Raw genomic sequence first — 17,666 nt, forward strand, 5'->3', positions numbered from 1 at the left:
ACATGCTCCCGGCGCGAGGCGCCGCACCGGCGGACATTAGACTCGACCAGTCGAGCGGGCCGAGAGCCCGCTCGCACCCACACCGACAGAAGGAGGAACGGGTGTCCTTGCTGACCCGCATTCGGGGGCCGCGCGATCTCGACCGGCTCACCCCGGGGCAGCTGGCTGCCCTCGCCGAGGAGATCCGCACCTTCCTGATCGAGGAGGTCTCCAAGACCGGCGGGCACCTGGGCCCCAACCTCGGAGTGGTGGAGCTCACCATCGCGCTGCACCGGGTCTTCGACTCGCCGCGCGAGCGGATCCTCTTCGACACCGGCCACCAGAGTTACGTCCACAAGCTGCTGACGGGCCGTCAGGACTTCAGCCGGCTGAAGATGAAGGGCGGCCTGTCCGGCTACCCGTCCCGGGTCGAGTCCGAGCACGACGTGATCGAGAACTCGCACGCCTCCACCGTGCTGGGTTACGCCGACGGCATCGCCAAGGCCAACCAGCTGCTCGGCCACAAGGACTGCCCGGTGGTCGCGGTCACCGGCGACGGCGCGCTCACCGGCGGCATGGCCTGGGAGGCCCTCAACAACATCGCCGAGGCCCAGGACCGCCCGCTGGTCATCGTGGTCAACGACAACGAGCGCTCCTACTCGCCGACCATCGGCGGCCTGGCCAACCACCTCACCACGCTGCGCGCCACCCAGGGCTACGAGCGCTTCCTCAGCTGGGGCAAGGAGGCGCTGCAGCGCACTCCGGTGATCGGCGAGGGGCTGGCCGGCGCGCTGCACGGTGCCAAGAAGGGCCTGAAGGACTTCATCGCCCCGCAAGGCATGTTCGAGGACCTCGGCCTGAAGTACCTCGGCCCGATCGACGGCCACGACATCGGCGCGCTGGAGTCGGCGCTGGGCAAGGCCCGCGGCTTCGGCGGCCCGGTGATCGTGCACGTCATCACCGAGAAGGGCCGCGGCTACCACGCGGCGCTCAACAACGAGGAGGACCGCTTCCACGCGGTCGGCGTGATCCACCCGGACACCGGCCTGCCGGTGAAGACCTCGGGCAAGGACTGGACCTCGGTCTTCGGCGAGGAGATGGTGGAGCTCGGCCGGGAGCGCAAGGACATCGTGGCGATCACCGCCGCGATGCTGCACCCGGTGGGCCTGGCGCCGTTCGCCAAGGCCTTCCCGAAGCGCACCTTCGACGTCGGCATCGCCGAGCAGCACGCCGCGGTCTCGGCCGCCGGTCTGGCCACCGCCGGGCTGCACCCGGTGGTCGCGGTCTACGCGACCTTCCTCAACCGGGCCTTCGACCAGGTGCTGATGGACGTCGCCCTGCACAAGCTGGGCGTCACCTTCGTGCTGGACCGGGCCGGCGTCACCGGCACCGACGGCGCCTCGCACAACGGCATGTGGGACATGTCGATCCTTCAGGTGGTGCCCGGTCTGCGGCTGGCCGCCCCGCGTGACGCCGAGCAGCTGCGGGCCCAGCTGCGCGAGGCCGTCGAGGTCAAGGACGCGCCGACGGTGGTGCGCTTCTCCAAGGGCGCGGTCGGCCCGGCGGTGGCCGCGCTCGGCCGGATCGGCGGCATGGACGTGCTGCACGGCTCGACCGAGTCGCCGGTCGAGGGCGAGAAGCGGGCCGATGTGCTGATCGTCTCGGTCGGCGCGCTGGCTCCGATCTGCCTGGAGGCCGCCGCGCTGCTGGACGCCCAGGGGATCACCGCCACCGTCGTCGACCCGCGCTGGGTCAAGCCGGTGGACCCGGCGCTGCCCGGCCTGGCCGCCGAACACCGCGTGGTGGTGACGGTCGAGGACAACGGGCGGGCCGGCGGGGTCGGCGCGGCCGTCGCCCAGGCGCTGCGCGACGCCGAGGTGGACCTGCCGCTGCGCGACTTCGGCATCCCGCAGGAGTTCCTGGACCACGCCAAGCGCGAGGAGATCCTCGCCGAGATCGGCCTGACCGGCCCCGACATCGCCCGTCAGGTGACGGCGCTGGTCGCCCGGCTGGACGTCGCCCAGACCGTCGAGGCCTGACACCGCCTCACCCCGGCTGATACCGCCTCACACCGAAGGACCTGCCCGGCCGTTCGCGGCCGGGCAGGTCCTTTCGGGTTGGACGGGGATCAGGCTCGGCGGCGCCGGCTGCCCATCACTCCGCCCGCGGTGAGGGCGAGCAGACAGGTGACGGCCCCGATCACCACCTGGTTCCAGATGATGCCCCGGGTCGCGGTGTGGCCGACGGTCACCACCCACGGGGAGATGATCAGGAACACGCCGGTCGCGAACATCGCCCAGGTCAGCCCGAACATCCGGGCCGGGGCGAGGGTGAGGCAGAGCCCGAGAGCGGCGATGCCGATGCCGAGGATCAGGTTGGTGACCACCAGCTCATGGCTGGCGGCACTGAAGTGCACCACGTAGGGCGAGATCGCCAGGTAGAGGCCGGCGAGGACGACCAGGCCGTCCACGGCGACTCCGGACGGCCCGTCCATCATGCGTGCGTACCGGTCGCGCATCTCCGCGATGTCCGGATGGGTGCGCATATCACCCGTTCGATGTGAGACGTCGGCCATACGACTCGCCTCCTTCGAGTGTGCAAGTCTGAACCGCTTGGCCTAACGGCATTATGCTCTTTGTCCGGTTTGGGTGTATACCGGGACGGCCTGAGCACAGACGCGAACGGGCGCCTTCCCCCGGTTCGGAGGAAGGCGCCCGCTGTCGCTACCGGAGCCGGGTCAGGCTCAGGCCGGCACGCTGGCCAGGCCGGGGGCCAGGAAGCGCTTGCCGTTCACCCGCTCGGAGACGCCCTCGCGGTCCAGGTACGGGGTGATCCCGCCCAGGTGGAAGGGCCAGCCGGCGCCGGTGATCATGCACAGGTCGATGTCCTGCGCCTCGCCGACCACGCCCTCGTCCAGCATCAGGCCGATCTCCTGGGCGACCGCGTTCAGCGCCCGCTCGCGGACCTGCTCCTCGGTGAGCGCGCTGTCGCCGAAGGAGAGCAGCTCCAGCACCTCGGGGTCGAGCACCTGCCGGCCGTCCTGCCAGATGTAGAAGCCGCGCTTGCCGGCCTTGACCACCTTGGCGAGGTTCTCGGAGACGGTGAAGCGCTCCGGGAAGGCGCCGTGCAGGGTCTCCGAGACGTGCAGCGCGATGGCCGGGCCGACCAGCTCGAGCAGCGCGATCGGGGACATCGGCAGGCCGAGCGGCTGCACGGCCTTCTCGACGGTCTCGAACGAGGTGCCCTCGTCGATGATGTTCTGGATCTCGCCCATGAAGCGGGTCAGGATCCGGTTCACCACGAACGCCGGGGCGTCCTTGGTGAGCACGGCCGTCTTCTTCAGCTTCTTGGCGACCGCGAAGGCGGTGGCCAGCGAGGCGTCGTCGGTCTTCTCGGCCCGGACGATCTCCAGCAGCGGCAGGATCGCGACCGGGTTGAAGAAGTGGAAGCCGACCACGCGCTCCGGGTGCTGCAGCTTGGAGGCCATCTCGGTGACCGACAGCGAGGAGGTGTTGGTGGCCAGGATCGCGGTCGGCGAGACCACGGCCTCCAGCTCGGCGAAGACGTTCTGCTTGACGCCCATCTCCTCGAACACGGCCTCGATCACGAAGTCCGCGTCGCCGAAGGCGGTCGCCTTGTCCAGGTGGCCGCTGACCAGGCCCTTGAGCTTGTTGGCCTTGTCCTGGTTGACCCGGCCCTTGGCCAGCAGCTTGTCGATCTCGCCGTGGACGTAGCCGACGCCCTTGTCGATCCGCGCCTGGTCGATGTCGGTGAGGACCACCGGCACCTCGAGGCGGCGGGCGAAGAGCAGCGCCAGCTGGGAGGCCATCAGACCGGCACCGACCACGCCGACCTTGGAGACCGGGCGGGCCAGCGACTTGTCCGGGGCGCCGAACGGCTTCTTGGCCCGGCGCTGCACCAGGTTGAACGAGTAGATGCCGGCCCGCAGCTCGCCACCCATGATCAGGTCGGCCAGCGCCTGGTCCTCGGCGTCGAAGCCCTTCTGCAGACTGGCTGCATCCCCAATGCTGGCGTCCTTGGCAGCGGCCATGATGTCCAGCGCGCGGTAGGCGGCCGGCGCGGCGCCGTGCACCTTGCCGTCGGCGACGGCCCGGCCCCAGGCGATGCACTGGTCCCAGTTCTCGCCCCGGTCGATCTCCGGGCGCTCGACGACGACCTCGCCCTTGAGGACCTTGGCGGCCCACAGGATCGACTGCTCCAGGAAGTCGGCCGGCTCGAAGATCGCGTCCGCGATGCCGAGCTCGAACACCTCCTTGCCCTTGAGCTGCTTGTTCTGGGCCATCGAGTTCTCGATGATGACCTTGACCGCGTTGGCCGGGCCGACCAGGTTCGGCAGGATGGTGCAACCGCCCCAGCCGGGGACCAGGCCGAGGAAGACCTCGGGCAGCGAGAAGGCCGGCACACCGGAGCTGACGGTGCGGTAGGTGCAGTGCAGACCCACCTCGACACCGCCGCCCATTGCGGCGCCGTTGTAGAACGCGAAGCTCGGCACCGGCAGCGCGGCGATCCGCTTGAAGACCTCGTGGCCGCCCTTGCCGATGGCCAGCGCGTCGCTGTGCTCCTTGAGCAGCTCGACGCCCTTGAGGTCGGCGCCGACCGCGAAGATGAACGGCTTGCCGGTGATCGCGACGGCGACGATCTTGCCCTCGGCGGCCTCGGCCTCGACCTGGTCCAGCGCCTCGGAGAGCTTCAGCAGCGAGCCCGGGCCGAAGGTGGTCGGCTTGGTGTGGTCGAAGCCGTTGTCCAGGGTGATCACGGCCAGCTTGCCGGCCTGCAGCGGCAGGTCCAGGTGACGCACGTGCGCGGTGGTGACGACCTCGCCGGGGAACAGCTCGGCGCCGCGGGTCAGCAGCTCAGTGGTGCTCGTCATGGTCACTTACCACCCTCGAAGTGCGGGTTCTCCCAGATGACGGTCCCGCCCATGCCGAAACCGATGCACATGGAGGTGATGCCGTAGCGGACGTCCGGGCGCTGCTCGAAGCGGCGGGCCAGCTGGTTCATCAGACGGACGCCGGAGGAGGCCAGCGGGTGGCCGAAGGCGATCGCGCCACCGAAGGGGTTGACCCGCTCGTCGTCGTCGGCGATGCCGAAGTGGTCGAGCATGGCCAGCACCTGCACGGCGAAGGCCTCGTTGATCTCGAACGCGCCGATGTCCTCGATGGTCAGACCGGCCTTGGCCAGCGCCTTCTCGGTGGCCGGCACCGGGCCGATGCCCATCACCTCGGGCTCCACGCCGACGAAGGCGTAGGAGACCAGGCGCATCTTGACCGGCAGGCCGAGCTCGCGGGCGACGTCCTCGGCGGCCAGCAGCGAGGCGGTGGCGCCGTCGTTCAGGCCGGCCGCGTTACCGGCGGTGATGTTGCCGTGCGGGCGGAACGGGGTCTTCAGGCCGGCCAGCGACTCCATCGTGGTGCCCGGGCGCAGCGGCTCGTCGACCGTGGCCAGGCCCCAGCCGGTCTCGCCGACCTCGGGGTTGGTGTTGCGGATCGCGATCGGCACCAGGTCGGGCTGGATGTCGCCGTTGGCGTACGCCTTGGCGGCCTTCTCCTGGGAGCGCACCGCGTAGGCGTCGCAGCGCTCCTTGGTGATGTGCGGGAAGCGGTCGTGCAGGTTCTCGGCGGTCATGCCCATGAACAGGGCGGACTCGTCGACCAGCTTCTCGGAGACGAAGCGCGGGTTCGGGTCCACGCCCTCGCCCATCGGGTGCCGGCCCATGTGCTCGACGCCGCCGGCCACGGCGATGTCGTAGGCGCCGAAGGCGATGCCGCCCGCGATGCTGGTGACGGCGGTCATGGCGCCGGCGCACATCCGGTCGATGGCGTAGCCGGGCACCGACTTGGGCAGGCCCGCCAGCAGCGCGGCGGTGCGGCCGATGGTCAGACCCTGGTCGCCGATCTGCGTGGTCGCCGCGACGGCGACCTCGTCGATGCGCTCGACGGGCAGGTCCGGGTTGCGGCGCACGAGCTCCCGGATGCACTTGACGACCAGGTCGTCGGCGCGGGTCTCGTGGTAGATGCCCTTCGGGCCGGCCTTGCCGAACGGGGTGCGGACGCCGTCGACGAAGACGACGTCCCGCGAGGTACGAGGCACGGGGGCTCTCCTCCCAGGGGACATGGCATGGTGCGCAGAGATGCGCTCGCAAAACGAGCAGCGCTGCTTCACCGGTCATGCTACTGGTCGGTAACCAACTTGCCCAGGGCCGGGTCACCCGAGTCGGCTGTGTCCCCCGCCACGTCCGCCGGGCCGGCCCGGTACGGGCTCAGGCCTGGCTCTCGGCGGCCTTGACGAAGGCCTGGGCCACCACCGGGGCCACCAGCTCGACCTGCCAGCCGCGCGCCCCGAGTGCCCGCAGCGCACCGCCCACGGCCGGGACGGTCGGCTCGGCCGGCGGCTCCCAGGAAACCCGCCGGACCAGCTCCGGAGTGATCAGGTTCTCGGCCGGCAGCTTCAGCTTCTCGGCCAGCTCGGACACCGCGGCCCGGGCACCGGACAGCCGGGCGGCGGCCACCGGGTCCTTCTCGGCCCAGGCCCGCGGCGGCGGCGGGCCCTCGTGCGGGGCGGCGGCCGGCGGCAGCTCGGTCTCGGGGACCGCCCGGGACCGGTCCAGCGCGGCCAGCCACTGCTCCAGCTGGCGCCGGTGCACCCGGGGGCCGAAGCCGGCCACCGCCTGCAGGGCGCCGAGGTTGGCCGGCATGGCCAGCGCGGCGGCCACGATCGCCGCGTCCGAGAGCACCCGGCCGGGGGAGACGTCGCGCTCCTGGGCCAGCCGGTCGCGGGTCTGCCACAGCTCGCGCACCGCGGCCAGCTGCCGGCGGCGGCGGATCTTGTGCAGGCCGGAGGTGCGGCGCCAGGGGTCCACCCGGGGGGCCGGCCGGGGCGCGGCCACGATCGCCGCGAACTCCTCCAGCGCCCATTCGAGCTTGCCCTGCCCGGTCAGCTCGGCCTCCAGGGCGTCGCGCAGGTCGACCAGCACCTCGACGTCCAGGGCGGCGTACTTCAGCCAGGGCTCGGGCAGCGGGCGGGTGGACCAGTCCACCGCGGAGTGCTCCTTGGCCAGCCGGTAGCCGAGCACGTTCTCGGTCATCGGGCCGAGCCCGACCCGGGGGAAGCCCGCGATCCGGCCGGCCAGCTCGGTGTCGAAGAGCCGCGACGGGCGCATTCCGACCTCGGCCAGGCAGGGCAGGTCCTGGGTGGCGGCGTGCACCACCCACTCGGTGTCGGCCAGCGCCTCGCCGAGCCCGCTCAGATCGGGGCAGGCGATCGGGTCGATCAGCGCGGTGCCGGCGCCGGCCCGGCGCAGCTGGATTAGATAGGCACGCTGGCCGTAGCGGTAGCCGGAGGCCCGCTCGGCGTCGACCGCGACCGGACCGGTGCCCGCCGCGAAGGCCGCGAGCACCTCGGCCAGCCCCGCCTGGTCGGCGACCACCGGTGGCAGTCCCTCCCGAGGTTCGAGCAGCGGCACCGGGGCGGTCTCTACGGCGATGGCTTCAGCGGCGTCGGTCACCCACCAAGAGTACGACGCCCCCCGCTGGGGGGACCCTGATCGTCAGGCGCGGACCTGCTCGAATGCCGATGGCGGTCCGGAGGAAACGTTCCTCCGGACCGCGAGCGGACGCTCAGTGGATGATGCCGGTGCGCAGCGCGACCGCGACCATGCCGGCCCGGTCCCCGGTGCCCAGCTTGCGCGCGATCCGGGCCAGGTGGCTCTTCACCGTCAGCGCCGACAGGCCCATCGCGACACCGATCGCCTTGTTGGACTGGCCCTCCGCAACCAGCCGCAGCACCTCCACCTCGCGGCCGGACAGCTCGCGGTAGGCGGCCGGCGCCGCGCCGGGCGCTCCCGGGGCACCGGGACCACCGGGCGCGCCCAGGTGGCCGGGGGCGCCGGGGATGCCGGGCCGGCGCATCCGTCCCGCCAGGCCGGCCGCGCCCAGCGGCAGCCCGGGGCGGCCCGGCATCGCGACATTGGTACGGGTGCCGGTGACCACATAGCCCTTGACGCCCCCGGCCAGCGCGCTGCGCACCGCGCCGATGTCGTCGGCGGCGGACAGCGCCAGGCCGTTGGGCCAGCCCGCGGCCCGGGTCTCCGCCAGGATGGTCAGGCCCGAACCGTCGGGCAGGTGGACATCGGCCACGCAGATGTCCCGGGGCGTGGAGACCCGCGGCCGGGCCTCCGCGATCGACGAAACCTCGATGACGTCGCGCACCCCGAGTGCCCACAGATGACGCGTGACGGTGCTGCGGACCCGGGGGTCGGCGATCACCACCATCGCGGTGGGCTTGGTCGGGCGGTAGGCGACCACGTTTGCGGGGTGCTCTAGCAGGACCGACACCGTGCCTCCTGAGGGGAGTGGCGGACGGAACCCCGATGGGCGAAGGAGTCGGAGTGTTCCGCGTGTTTAAAGGGTCACAGACTGCTTCGGCATCATCCGTGCCCGGCTTTAGCGAATGATCACGATCTAGTGAGTCACAATACGGACGAATCGAGCGGATGATTGATGCGACATGCCCAGAAAACGGTCAGAACCGCTCAGAAGCGGCACGAAACGGTCAGGCCAGGGCGATTGATTGACGGCCCGTCATGCCCGTGAGCAGGGGGTACCCGGGGTGGGGCGGCCCTGAATGGCCGTCAGCCTTCAGTGTGATCGGGGGCGGCGCCGCGCGGGCATCGGGACCACTCCGCCGAGTGATGCGGTGTCGGTCGGCGGCAGCGGCGCGGGCACCGTCGGCGGCAGCCCGGCGCAGACGCACAGCAGGTCCGCCCAGGCCGTCAGATGCCGCTCGAACCGGCCGTCGGCCGGCGTCCAGGAGGCCCGCAGCTCGATCTCGGTGCTGTCCGGACGGTCCGACAGCGCGCCGAAGAACTGCGAGGCGGCATGGGTCACCGTGCCGCCCGGCTCCGCGTACCCGGCGCCGTGCGCCTGCAACGCGTCCATCAGCCAGGACCAGCCGACCTCGCCCAGCATCGGATCACCGGCGATCTCCGGCTCCAGCTCGGCCCGGGTCATGGTGACCACCCGGAACTCGCCGTGCCAGGCCTCCTGGCCCGCCGGGTCGTACAGCAGCACGAACCGCCCGTCGGCCAGCTCCTCGCCGTCCACCTCGACCGTGGCGGTCACCGCCCAGCTGAAGGGGGCCAGCCGACGCGGTGCCGGCGCCGGCGACAACTGGACCTCGGGACGCACCGGCAGGGCCGCGAGCGTCTCGACAACACTGCGGAAGACGTCGGCCGGCGGCTCCGCCGCGGGGGAGGAAGCCGACTCCTTGTTCGTTCCGCCGTGCTGCGCGGGGTTCCCACCGACCGATGCCATGAGCTGAAGACTAGGCCCTGCGCGGCAGTTCCCCCAGGACCGGCACGCAGCGCCGGCGCAGAAAAGGATCTTCCTGCGGCCGTCCGGGGCCGGTGGCGTCCATGGCGCGTGGGAGGATGAGGGGGTGAGTGAGACGACCGCAGCCCAGCCCGCCGCGCACCGCAGCGCCGCGTACGACTCCGCCTTCCTGCGCGCCTGCCGGCACGAGCCGGTGCCGCACACCCCGGTCTGGTTCATGCGGCAGGCCGGCCGCTCGCTGCCCGAGTACCTCAAGGTGCGCGAGGGCATCCCGATGCTGGACTCCTGCATGCGTCCCGAGCTGGTCAAGGAGATCACCCTGCAGCCGGTCCGCCGGCACAAGGTGGACGCGGCGATCTTCTTCAGCGACATCGTGGTGCCGCTCAAGGCGATCGGCATCGACGTCGACATCAAGGCCGGCGTCGGCCCGGTGATCGCCGACCCGATCCGCACCAAGGCCGACCTGCAGCGGCTGCGCCCGCTGGAGCCGGGCGACGTCCCCTACGTCACCGAGGCGGTCGGCCTGCTGGTCGACGAGCTCGGCAGCACCCCGCTGATCGGCTTCGCGGGCGCCCCGTTCACCCTGGCCAGCTACCTGGTCGAGGGCGGTCCGTCGAAGAACCACGAGCGGACCAAGGCCATGATGTACGGCGAGCCGGAGCTCTGGGCCGAGCTGGTGGACCGGCTCGCGGTGATCACCTCCGCCTTCCTCAAGGTGCAGATCGAGGCCGGCGCCTCCGCCGTGCAGCTCTTCGACTCCTGGGTGGGCTCGCTGGCGCCCGACGACTACCGGCGCTCCGTCATGCCGGCCAGCACCCAGGTCTTCGAGTCGGTCGCCGAGTACGGCGTGCCGCGGATCCACTTCGGCGTCGGCACCGGCGAGCTGCTCGGCCTGATGGGCAAGGCCGGCGCCGACGTGGTCGGGGTGGACTGGCGGGTGCCGCTGGACGTGGCCTCCGCCCGGGTCGGCGCCGACAAGGCGCTGCAGGGCAACCTCGACCCGGCGGTGCTCTTCGCCCCCACCAAGGTGGTGGAGACCAAGGCCCGCGAGGTGCTGCACGCGGCCTCCTCGCTGAGCACCAGCGGCCACATCTTCAACCTGGGCCACGGCGTGCTGCCGAGCATGGACCCGGACGCGCTCAGCCGCCTGGTCGCCTTCGTGCACGAGGCCAGCGCCCGCTGACGGCGCACTTCGTAAGCTCTGCGAGACTGCGAAGCATGGCTGAACCGCTCATGGCTGAACCACTGCCCAAGGCCGTCGTGATCGGCGGCGGGATCGCCGGCCTGGCCGCCGCCGCCTACCTGGGCGGCGCGGCCGGCGGACCACCGCGTGCCCGGGTCGTGCTGCGCGAGGCGGGCGACCGGCTGGGCGGCAAGCTGCGCAGCGGCGAGGTCGGCGGGGTGCGGGTCGACCTCGGCGCCGAGTCGATGCTGGCCCGCCGTCCGGAGGCGGTCGGGCTGGCCCGCGAAGTCGGCCTCGGCGAACAGCTGGTGGCCCCCACCGCCGCCAAGGCCGCGGTCTGGACCCGGGGCGCGCTGCGTCCGCTGCCGGGCGGTCAACTGATGGGCGTGCCGGGCGATCTGGACGCACTGGCCGCCTCCGGGGTGCTCAGCGCGGCCGGCCTGGACCGGGTGCGCGACGAAAAGCCCACCGAGGTGGGCGACGACGTCGCGATCGGCGCCTATGTGGCCGAGCGGCTCGGCCAGGAGGTGGTGGACCGGCTCGTCGAGCCGCTGCTCGGCGGGGTCTACGCGGGCCGCGCCGAGGAGATCTCGCTGCGCGCCGCGGTGCCCCAACTGCTCGCCGTCGCCCAGGGCGGCGGCTCGCTGGTCGAGGGCGTGCACAAGCTGCTGGACCTCCCCCAGCCTCCGGCCGGGAGGACCCCCAGCGTGTCGGGCGGCCCGGTCTTCGCCGGCCTGCCCGGCGGGATCGGCACCCTGCCGGTCGCGGTCGCCGAGGCCTGCGTGCGGGCCGGTGTCGAGCTGCGGCTGAACTCCCCGGTGACCGAGCTGCGCCGCACCCCCCACGGCTGGTCGGTGGACGGCGAGGCCTGCGACGCGGTGGTTCTCGCCGTGCCGGCCCCGGTCGCCGCCCGGCTGCTGGCTCGTGAGGCCCCGGCCGCCGCCGCCGAGCTGGCCGCCGTCGAGTACGCCGGCATGGCCCTGGTCACGATGGCCTTCCACTGCGCCGACCTGCCCGAACCGCCGCCCGGCAGTGGCTTCCTGGTGCCGCCGGTGGACGGCCGCCAGATCAAGGCCGCCACTTTCTCCAGCCAGAAGTGGGGCTGGCTGGCCGAGTCCGCCCCGCAGGCCTTCCTGCTGCGCACCTCGCTCGGCCGCTACCGCGAGGAGGCCGCCCTCGGGTTGGACGACGCCGAGCTGGTCCGGCGCTCCCTCGACGACCTGCGGGAGGCGGTCGGCCTGACCGCCGTGCCGTACGCCACCGAGGTCACCCGCTGGCCGGCCGGCCTGCCGCAGTACCCCGTCGGCCACCAGCAGCGGGTCGCCCGGATCCGCACCGAGGCGCAGCGGCTCGGCGGCCTGGCGCTGGCCGGGGCGGCCTTCGACGGCGTCGGCATCCCGGCCTGCGTCGGCAGCGCCCGGCGGGCCGCCGACGACGTACTGACTTCCCTGCCCTGGGGGCAGCGGGAACCGAAGGGACGATAGAGGACATGACTGAGACCACCGAGCAGCAGCCGAAGCCGAAGGCCCGCGACCTGAACCAGGTCATCCGCTACACCATGTGGTCGGTCTTCCGGCTGAAGGACGCGCTCCCCGAGGACCGCACCGCGCTCGCCACCGAGGTCGAGGAGCTCTTCGAGCAGCTGGCCGCCAAGGACGTCACCATCCGCGGCAGCTACGACGTTTCCGGTCTGCGGGCCGACGCCGACCTGATGATCTGGTGGCACTCGGAGAGCTCCGACAACCTGCAGGAGGCCTACAACCGGTTCCGCCGCACCGGCCTCGGCCGGCTGCTGGAGCCGGTCTGGTCCAACATGGCGCTGCACCGCCCCGCCGAGTTCAACAAGTCGCACATCCCGGCCTTCCTGGCCGACGAGCGGCCCCGCGAGTACGTCTGCGTCTACCCGTTCGTCCGCTCCTACGAGTGGTACCTGCTCCCCGACGACGAGCGCCGGGCGATGCTGGCCGAGCACGGCATGATGGCCCGCGGCTACCCGGACGTGCGGGCCAACACGGTGCCGGCCTTCGCGCTGGGCGACTACGAGTGGCTGCTCGCCTTCGAGGCCGACGAGCTGCACCGGATCGTCGACCTGATGCGCGACCTGCGCCCGTCCCGGGCCCGACTGCACGTGCGCGAGGAGGTGCCGTTCTACACCGGTCGCCGCAAGCCGATCAGCGAGCTGCTGAACGGTCTGGTCTGACCGCCGCGCCCGGGTGCTGGGCGGCTTGACGGCCCGTCGGGTCCGTCAGCCGCGCAGCGCCATCCGCAGCCGGGCGTCCGGCACCGCGCCGGCCCCGCCCATCGCCACCGCGGTCAGCAGCAGGCGCTCCGGGTCCTGCTCGGTGCCCCGGGGCTGCCGGGGGAGCCGCAGCTCCTGCAGCAGCCGCTGCCCGGCCGGCGCCGCCCACCGGGTGTACGGGTGCACGTCCACCCGGGCCATCAGCAGGGTGCCGGTGGTGAGGATCAGCGGCAGCGAGAACCAGGCGAAGGTGGCCGCGCTGTTCTGCTGCCCGGGCCAGCTGAACGTCATCGCGGCGGCCAGCAGCAGAACCGCCAGCAGCAGCGCCTGACGCACCTGGCGGACCGCCAGCAGCGTGCTCTCCCGGACCCCGGCCGGGGTGGCCAGCCCGGTCAGCGACAGCCGCACCCCGATCTCGGCCACCGCCGGATGGCTCGCCAGGCTCTGCCGCAGCTCGCCGGTGCGGCACTGGCCCTCCGGGCCGACCGCGTCGATCAGCGCCCGCTCCAGCCGGTTGCGCCCGACCGGGTCGACCACCGTGGTCCAGCCGGTGTGCGCCAGGTGCAGCCGGCCGCGGCCGCTCATCAGCACCAGGGCGAGCTCCACCACCCGGCTCGGCCCGCCGGCCAGGTACGCGGTCTCGTAGAGCCCGATCGAGGCGGTCTGCGGCTCCTCGCGGACCTGGTCCGTCATGGCGTCGGCGGTGGCCGCTGCCCGGACCAGGCGGAGGCAGGAGACCACCGCGACGACGCAGGCCGGCACCAGGAAGAGCAACCACATGGGCCCTGTTCTAGACCTCCGGCCCGACATTCGGCAGGGTCAGCCGGTGCGCGATACCGAATCGTGATCAACGGCCGCTAGCTGAGCAGCAGTCGGCCGTCCTGTCCCAGGTGGGTGCGGAGCACCGCGATCGCCCTGGCGCTCTGGCTCTTCACCACCGAGACGCTCACCCCGAGGATCTCCGCGGTGTCCACCACGCTCTGGTCCTCCCAGTAGCGCAGCAGCACGATCGCCCGGTCCCGGCGGGGGAGCCGGGCCAGTGCGTCCAGCAGGGTCAGCCGGGTGGCCGACGGGTCGGCGGCACCGTGCGGCTGCTCCGGGAGCTGGTCCATGGTCAGCTCGGTGCTGCTGCGCAGGCGCCGGTGGTCGAGCAGGGCGGTGAGCAGGACCTTGCGGGCGTACCGGAACGGGTCGGCGTCCGGGTCGCGGCCGATCTTGTTCCAGCGGACGTACATCTTGGTGAGCGTGGTCTGGGTGAGGTCCTGCGCCAAGTGCCAGTCCCGGCACATCAGATAGGCGATCTGCCGCAGTCGGGTCACGTTCGCTTCGGCGAAGGCGGTGAAGTCGGATTCGTTGCGCACCGTCGGTTCCCCCGGGTCGGTTGAGTAGGCGGAAATGCTGGGTGCCGCGACCCCTGGGGAGGGGCCGCGGCGGTGACGGTGGGTCAGTTGAAGGTGGGCGTGTTGGCGTACTGCTGGGCGGCCTGCGCCACCTGCTGCTCGGGCATCGTCATGCTGATCGAGGGGTCGGCGGCCAGGTGCTCCGCCTGATCGACGGTCAGCGCTTCGAAGGAGAGCGGGAGCGTGCCGGTGCCGTCATTGGCCAGGCGGGTGCTCAGCTGCACGGTGACCAGGCTGCCGTCGGTGTGCAGCACGGTGACCACGGTGCTCTGGATGGAGTTGTCGGGCACGTGCATGACCCGGTACTTCAGGCCCTGGCCGTCAGTCGCGACCTGGCAGGGGAAGGTGCTGCCGTCGCAGCTCAGCGGGCCGTCGGCCTTCGACAGGAAGACCCGGACCATGCTGGTGCCGCGGCTGTCGGTCTGGTACGCCTGCGCGGCGAGCTCGCCCGACGGGTCGGCGGGGTCGGCGCCGTAGTGGCTGGTCTGCGGGTTGCCCGGCAGGGCCTTGACCACGGCCGCCAGCAGGCTCAGCGGGGTGGCGGGCACCAGGGCGGGGTTGGACACGGCCGCACCCGGCGAGGCGCTCGCGGGCGCGTTGCCGCCCGGGGTCGCCATCGGACCGGAAGCCGAACTCGAAGGGTTCGGAAGTGCGGTCGGGGGTGTGGTCGAAGCCGGACCCGAAGCACTCGGGGGTGCGGTCGGGACCGGACCCGAAGTCCTCGTTGCCGCTGCCACGCCGACCTGCTGCGGGTCGGAGTGCCCGGGGCCGGCCAGCGACCCGGTGATCAGCGCGGCCACGGTGGCGACGGCGGCGACCGCCACCGTCGCACCGGCGGCCCGGAACCGCCGGATCCGGCGGCCCCGGCGGGCGGCCTGCCCGACCAGGTCGCCGATCGGCGGTTCGCTGAGCCCGGAGAGTTCCTCGCTCAGCGCACTGCTGAACTCGTCGTTCATCTCGGATGTCCTTCTGATGGTATGAACCGCACGCCGGCCATGCGGACCCGCTCGCGGCGGGGCTCTGACCACCAGGACGGGTCGGACACCCGATCAGGTCGCAGCACTCGGAAGAGTTTTACTCCTTCGGCCGGAGCGTCAGCGAGATGCTGTTGATGCAGTAGCGCTGGTCGGTCGGCGTGCCATAGCCCTCACCCTCGAAGACGTGGCCCAGGTGGCTGCCGCAGCGGGCGCAGCGCACCTCGACCCGGCGCATGCCGTGCGAGGTGTCCTCGATGTACTCCACCCGGTCCTCGGCCAGCGGCGCGAAGTAGGACGGCCAGCCGCAGTGGCTCTCGAACTTGGTCTCGGAGCTGAACAGTTCGGCTCCGCAGGCCCGGCAGGCGTACACCCCGACGGTCTTGGTGTCGGTGTACTCGCCGCGGAACGCCGGCTCGGTGCCGCCACGGCGCAGCACCTGGAACTCCGCCGGGTCGAGCTGCTCGCGCCACTCGGCGTCGGTCTTCTCGATCTCGTAGGTCATCGCCCAAGCTCCTCAAGGATCGCCGGGCCGAGGTTGGTGACGTCCCCGGCTCCCATGGTGAGAACCAGATCGCCCGCCTCGGCCATCCCGGCGAGGCGGGCGGCGGCGGCACCGAACTCGTGCTCGGCGGTCACGTCGGCGCCGGCCCGGCGGGCGGCGTCGATGATCAGCTCGCTGGTGACACCCGGGATCGGGTCCTCCCGGGCCGGGTAGATGTCGAGCACCACCGAGGCGTCGGCCAGCGCCAGCGCCTGGCCCATCTCCTCGGCCAGCTGCTGGGTGCGGCTGAACAGGTGCGGCTGGAAGAGCACCAGCACCCGGCCGGCGGCTGCGCCCCGGATCGCCTCCAGATCGGCGGACATCTCGGTGGGGTGGTGGGCGTAGGAGTCGATCACCTGCACCCCGGCGGCCTCGCCCTTGAGCTGCAGCCGGCGGCGCACGCCGGTGTAGGAGCCGAGCGCCTCGGCCAGCTCCTCGGCCGGCACCCCGAGCGCGATGCCGGCGGCCAGCGCGGCCACCGCGTTGTGCGCGTAGTGCCTGCCGGGGACCGAGACGGTGAAGGTCAGCTCGGCGCCCTCCAGCTCCACGGTGACCTGGCTGGTCATGCCGTGCGGCACGATCGACAGCACCCGCACGGTGGCGTCCTCGGCCGCGCCGACGGTCACCACGCTCAGCCCCTCGCGGCCGACCACGCGGGAGGTCAGCTCCCGGGCGCCCGGGTGGTCGGCGGAGACCACCAGGGTGCCGCCGGGCTGGATCCGGCCGACGAAGGTCTCGAAGGACTCGTAGATCTCGTCCATCGAGGCGTAGTTGGCGTGGTGGTCCAGCTCCACGTTGAGGATGATCGCCACCTCGGGCGCGTACTTGTGGAAGCTGCGGTCGCTCTCGTCCGCCTCGGCCACGAAGATCTCGCCGGTGCCGTGGTGGGCGTTGGAGCCGGGCGCGTCCAGGTCGCCGCCGATCGCGTAGGACGGGTCGAGACCGAGGGTGTCGAGGGCGACGGCGAGCATGCTGGTGGTGGTGGTCTTGCCGTGGGTGCCGGCCACCGCCAGGGCCCGGCGGCCGCCCATCAGGGCGGCCAGCGCGTCGGAGCGGTGCACCACCGGGATGCCGCGCTCGCGGGCGGCGGCCAGCTCCGGGTTGTCCTGGCGGATCGCGCTGGAGACCACGATGCTGCTGGCGCCGTCCGGCACGTTCTCGGCGGCGTGGCCCACGGCCACCGCGGCACCGAGGGCGCGCAGCGCGAGCACCGTCTCGGACTCCTTGGCGTCACTGCCGGAGACCTTGGCCCCGCGAACCGTGAGGATCTTCGCCAGACCGGACATGCCGGCGCCGCCGATGCCGATGAAGTGCGGGGCGTGCAGGTCGTAGGCGGCGTCGTTCAAGGGAGTGCTCCGTACTGAAGTGGCGAATCGTCCTCGTGAGGGGGCCCCGGCCGGAAACCGGGGGCCTGCCCGCAAGGACGATTCTGCACCACCGCGAACGCCGCCCGGCTCCGGTCAGGCCTCGCTGGCGAACAGCTTCAGCACCGGTACGCCGACCTTGTGGCGGGCCTGGGAGGCCCAGTCGCGGTGGAAGAACTCCTCCACGAAGTGCGGCGCGGTGAGCACCAGCACCTCGTCGGCCCCGGTCTGCTCGACCACCGCGCGCAGCACGTCCAGCGGGTGGTCCTCGACCACCTGGCCGACCGCCTCGGCGCCGGCCGCGCGCAGGTGGCGCAGGCTGTGCTCCAGCGACTCGCCCACCACATCGGCAGCGCCGGGCTCGCCGTGCTCGTCGTGCTCGTCGTGCTCGTGCACCGCCCTGTCGAGATGCCCGAGGGCCACGTCGTCCAGGGCGCGCAGCAGCTCGTCGGTCTTGCCTCGGGGCTGCATCAGGACGACGAAGGAGACCCTCTCCTCGCCGTGCAGCGTGGTGACCAGCTCCACGTCGGCGTCGGAGAGCGCCTTTTCGATCATCAGTACGGTCTTGAACACAAGAATCCCTTCCGTGTTGCAGGCCCCGGGGTCCGGTGTCCCCTCCCATACTGCCCGGAG

Annotated in this window: 16 protein-coding genes; 4 read left to right on the forward strand and 12 right to left on the reverse strand. The window is 72.2% G+C overall.

Translation table 11 applies throughout. The features are described from left to right. Positions 1-101 precede the first annotated feature (101 nt). Positions 102-2,018, forward strand: coding sequence for a 1-deoxy-D-xylulose-5-phosphate synthase (gene dxs, locus P3T35_RS14935; protein ID WP_101382553.1), 1,917 nt, complete (start codon positions 102-104; stop codon positions 2,016-2,018). Positions 2,019-2,107: 89 nt separating this feature from the next. Here the strand turns inward: dxs and P3T35_RS14940 are convergent, their stop codons facing one another. The 6 genes from P3T35_RS14940 to P3T35_RS14965 all read right to left on the reverse strand — a co-directional run bounded on the left by P3T35_RS14940 (position 2,108) and on the right by P3T35_RS14965 (position 9,311). Beyond that, entirely contained in the window at positions 2,108-2,554 is a 447-nt protein-coding gene (locus tag P3T35_RS14940; protein ID WP_101382554.1) for an SPW repeat protein, read from the reverse strand. Between the two features lie 168 nt (positions 2,555-2,722). Continuing rightward, the gene (locus tag P3T35_RS14945; protein ID WP_101382555.1) at positions 2,723-4,870 is read right to left on the reverse strand and encodes a 3-hydroxyacyl-CoA dehydrogenase NAD-binding domain-containing protein; all 2,148 of its coding nucleotides are present in this window, start codon (positions 4,868-4,870) and stop codon (positions 2,723-2,725) included. A 2-nt stretch (positions 4,871-4,872) separates the two neighbouring features. Continuing rightward, a complete protein-coding gene (locus P3T35_RS14950; protein ID WP_101382556.1) occupies positions 4,873-6,090 on the reverse strand; it encodes an acetyl-CoA C-acyltransferase in 1,218 nt (405 codons plus the stop codon). A 169-nt stretch (positions 6,091-6,259) separates the two neighbouring features. Continuing rightward, positions 6,260-7,504 (reverse strand): ribonuclease D, encoded by a 1,245-nt coding sequence (locus tag P3T35_RS14955; protein ID WP_101382557.1) that lies wholly within the window; start codon positions 7,502-7,504, stop codon positions 6,260-6,262. Between the two features lie 112 nt (positions 7,505-7,616). Then, entirely contained in the window at positions 7,617-8,333 is a 717-nt protein-coding gene (locus tag P3T35_RS14960) for a response regulator transcription factor (RefSeq protein WP_101382558.1), read from the reverse strand. Between the two features lie 303 nt (positions 8,334-8,636). Then, on the reverse strand, positions 8,637-9,311 hold the full coding sequence (locus P3T35_RS14965) for a DUF3000 domain-containing protein (protein ID WP_101382559.1): 675 nt from the start codon (positions 9,309-9,311) through the stop codon (positions 8,637-8,639). Positions 9,312-9,435: 124 nt separating this feature from the next. Here P3T35_RS14965 and hemE point away from each other — a divergent pair, with 124 nt between their 5' ends. From hemE to hemQ, 3 genes are read left to right on the forward strand one after another with little or no spacing between them, the layout of a single operon-like run. Beyond that, the gene (gene hemE, locus P3T35_RS14970) at positions 9,436-10,512 is read left to right on the forward strand and encodes a uroporphyrinogen decarboxylase (protein WP_101382560.1); all 1,077 of its coding nucleotides are present in this window, start codon (positions 9,436-9,438) and stop codon (positions 10,510-10,512) included. A 35-nt stretch (positions 10,513-10,547) separates the two neighbouring features. Then, positions 10,548-11,996, forward strand: a complete 1,449-nt coding sequence (gene hemG / locus P3T35_RS14975; RefSeq protein ID WP_280706253.1) for a protoporphyrinogen oxidase — start codon at positions 10,548-10,550, stop codon at positions 11,994-11,996. A gap of 5 nt (positions 11,997-12,001) precedes the next feature. Next, the gene (hemQ, locus tag P3T35_RS14980; protein ID WP_101382562.1) at positions 12,002-12,712 is read left to right on the forward strand and encodes a hydrogen peroxide-dependent heme synthase; all 711 of its coding nucleotides are present in this window, start codon (positions 12,002-12,004) and stop codon (positions 12,710-12,712) included. Between the two features lie 45 nt (positions 12,713-12,757). Here hemQ and P3T35_RS14985 read toward each other — a convergent pair whose 3' ends face one another. The 6 genes from P3T35_RS14985 to P3T35_RS15010 all read right to left on the reverse strand — a co-directional run bounded on the left by P3T35_RS14985 (position 12,758) and on the right by P3T35_RS15010 (position 17,606). Then, on the reverse strand, positions 12,758-13,531 hold the full coding sequence (locus P3T35_RS14985) for a TIGR04222 domain-containing membrane protein (protein WP_101382563.1): 774 nt from the start codon (positions 13,529-13,531) through the stop codon (positions 12,758-12,760). A 77-nt stretch (positions 13,532-13,608) separates the two neighbouring features. After that, positions 13,609-14,112, reverse strand: coding sequence for a SigE family RNA polymerase sigma factor (locus P3T35_RS14990; RefSeq protein ID WP_101382564.1), 504 nt, complete (start codon positions 14,110-14,112; stop codon positions 13,609-13,611). 83 nt (positions 14,113-14,195) lie between these two features. After that, on the reverse strand, positions 14,196-15,107 hold the full coding sequence (locus P3T35_RS14995; RefSeq protein WP_101382565.1) for a hypothetical protein: 912 nt from the start codon (positions 15,105-15,107) through the stop codon (positions 14,196-14,198). Positions 15,108-15,225: 118 nt separating this feature from the next. Further along, positions 15,226-15,630 carry a peptide-methionine (R)-S-oxide reductase MsrB gene (gene msrB / locus P3T35_RS15000; protein ID WP_101382566.1) on the reverse strand — a complete coding sequence of 135 codons (405 nt, stop codon included), beginning with the start codon at positions 15,628-15,630 and terminating at the stop codon, positions 15,226-15,228. Next, positions 15,627-17,015, reverse strand: a complete 1,389-nt coding sequence (gene murC / locus P3T35_RS15005) for a UDP-N-acetylmuramate--L-alanine ligase (protein ID WP_280706258.1) — start codon at positions 17,013-17,015, stop codon at positions 15,627-15,629. Before murC ends, msrB begins: the two co-directional genes overlap by 4 nt. 114 nt (positions 17,016-17,129) lie before the next feature. Next, positions 17,130-17,606: an indole-3-glycerol phosphate synthase gene (locus P3T35_RS15010; protein WP_101382567.1), complete on the reverse strand. Its 477-nt coding sequence runs from the start codon at positions 17,604-17,606 to the stop codon at positions 17,130-17,132. Between the last annotated feature and the right edge of the window lie 60 nt (positions 17,607-17,666).

Source organism: Kitasatospora sp. GP30 (genome assembly GCF_029892145.1).
Classification (GTDB): Bacteria; Actinomycetota; Actinomycetes; order Streptomycetales; family Streptomycetaceae; genus Kitasatospora; species Kitasatospora acidiphila.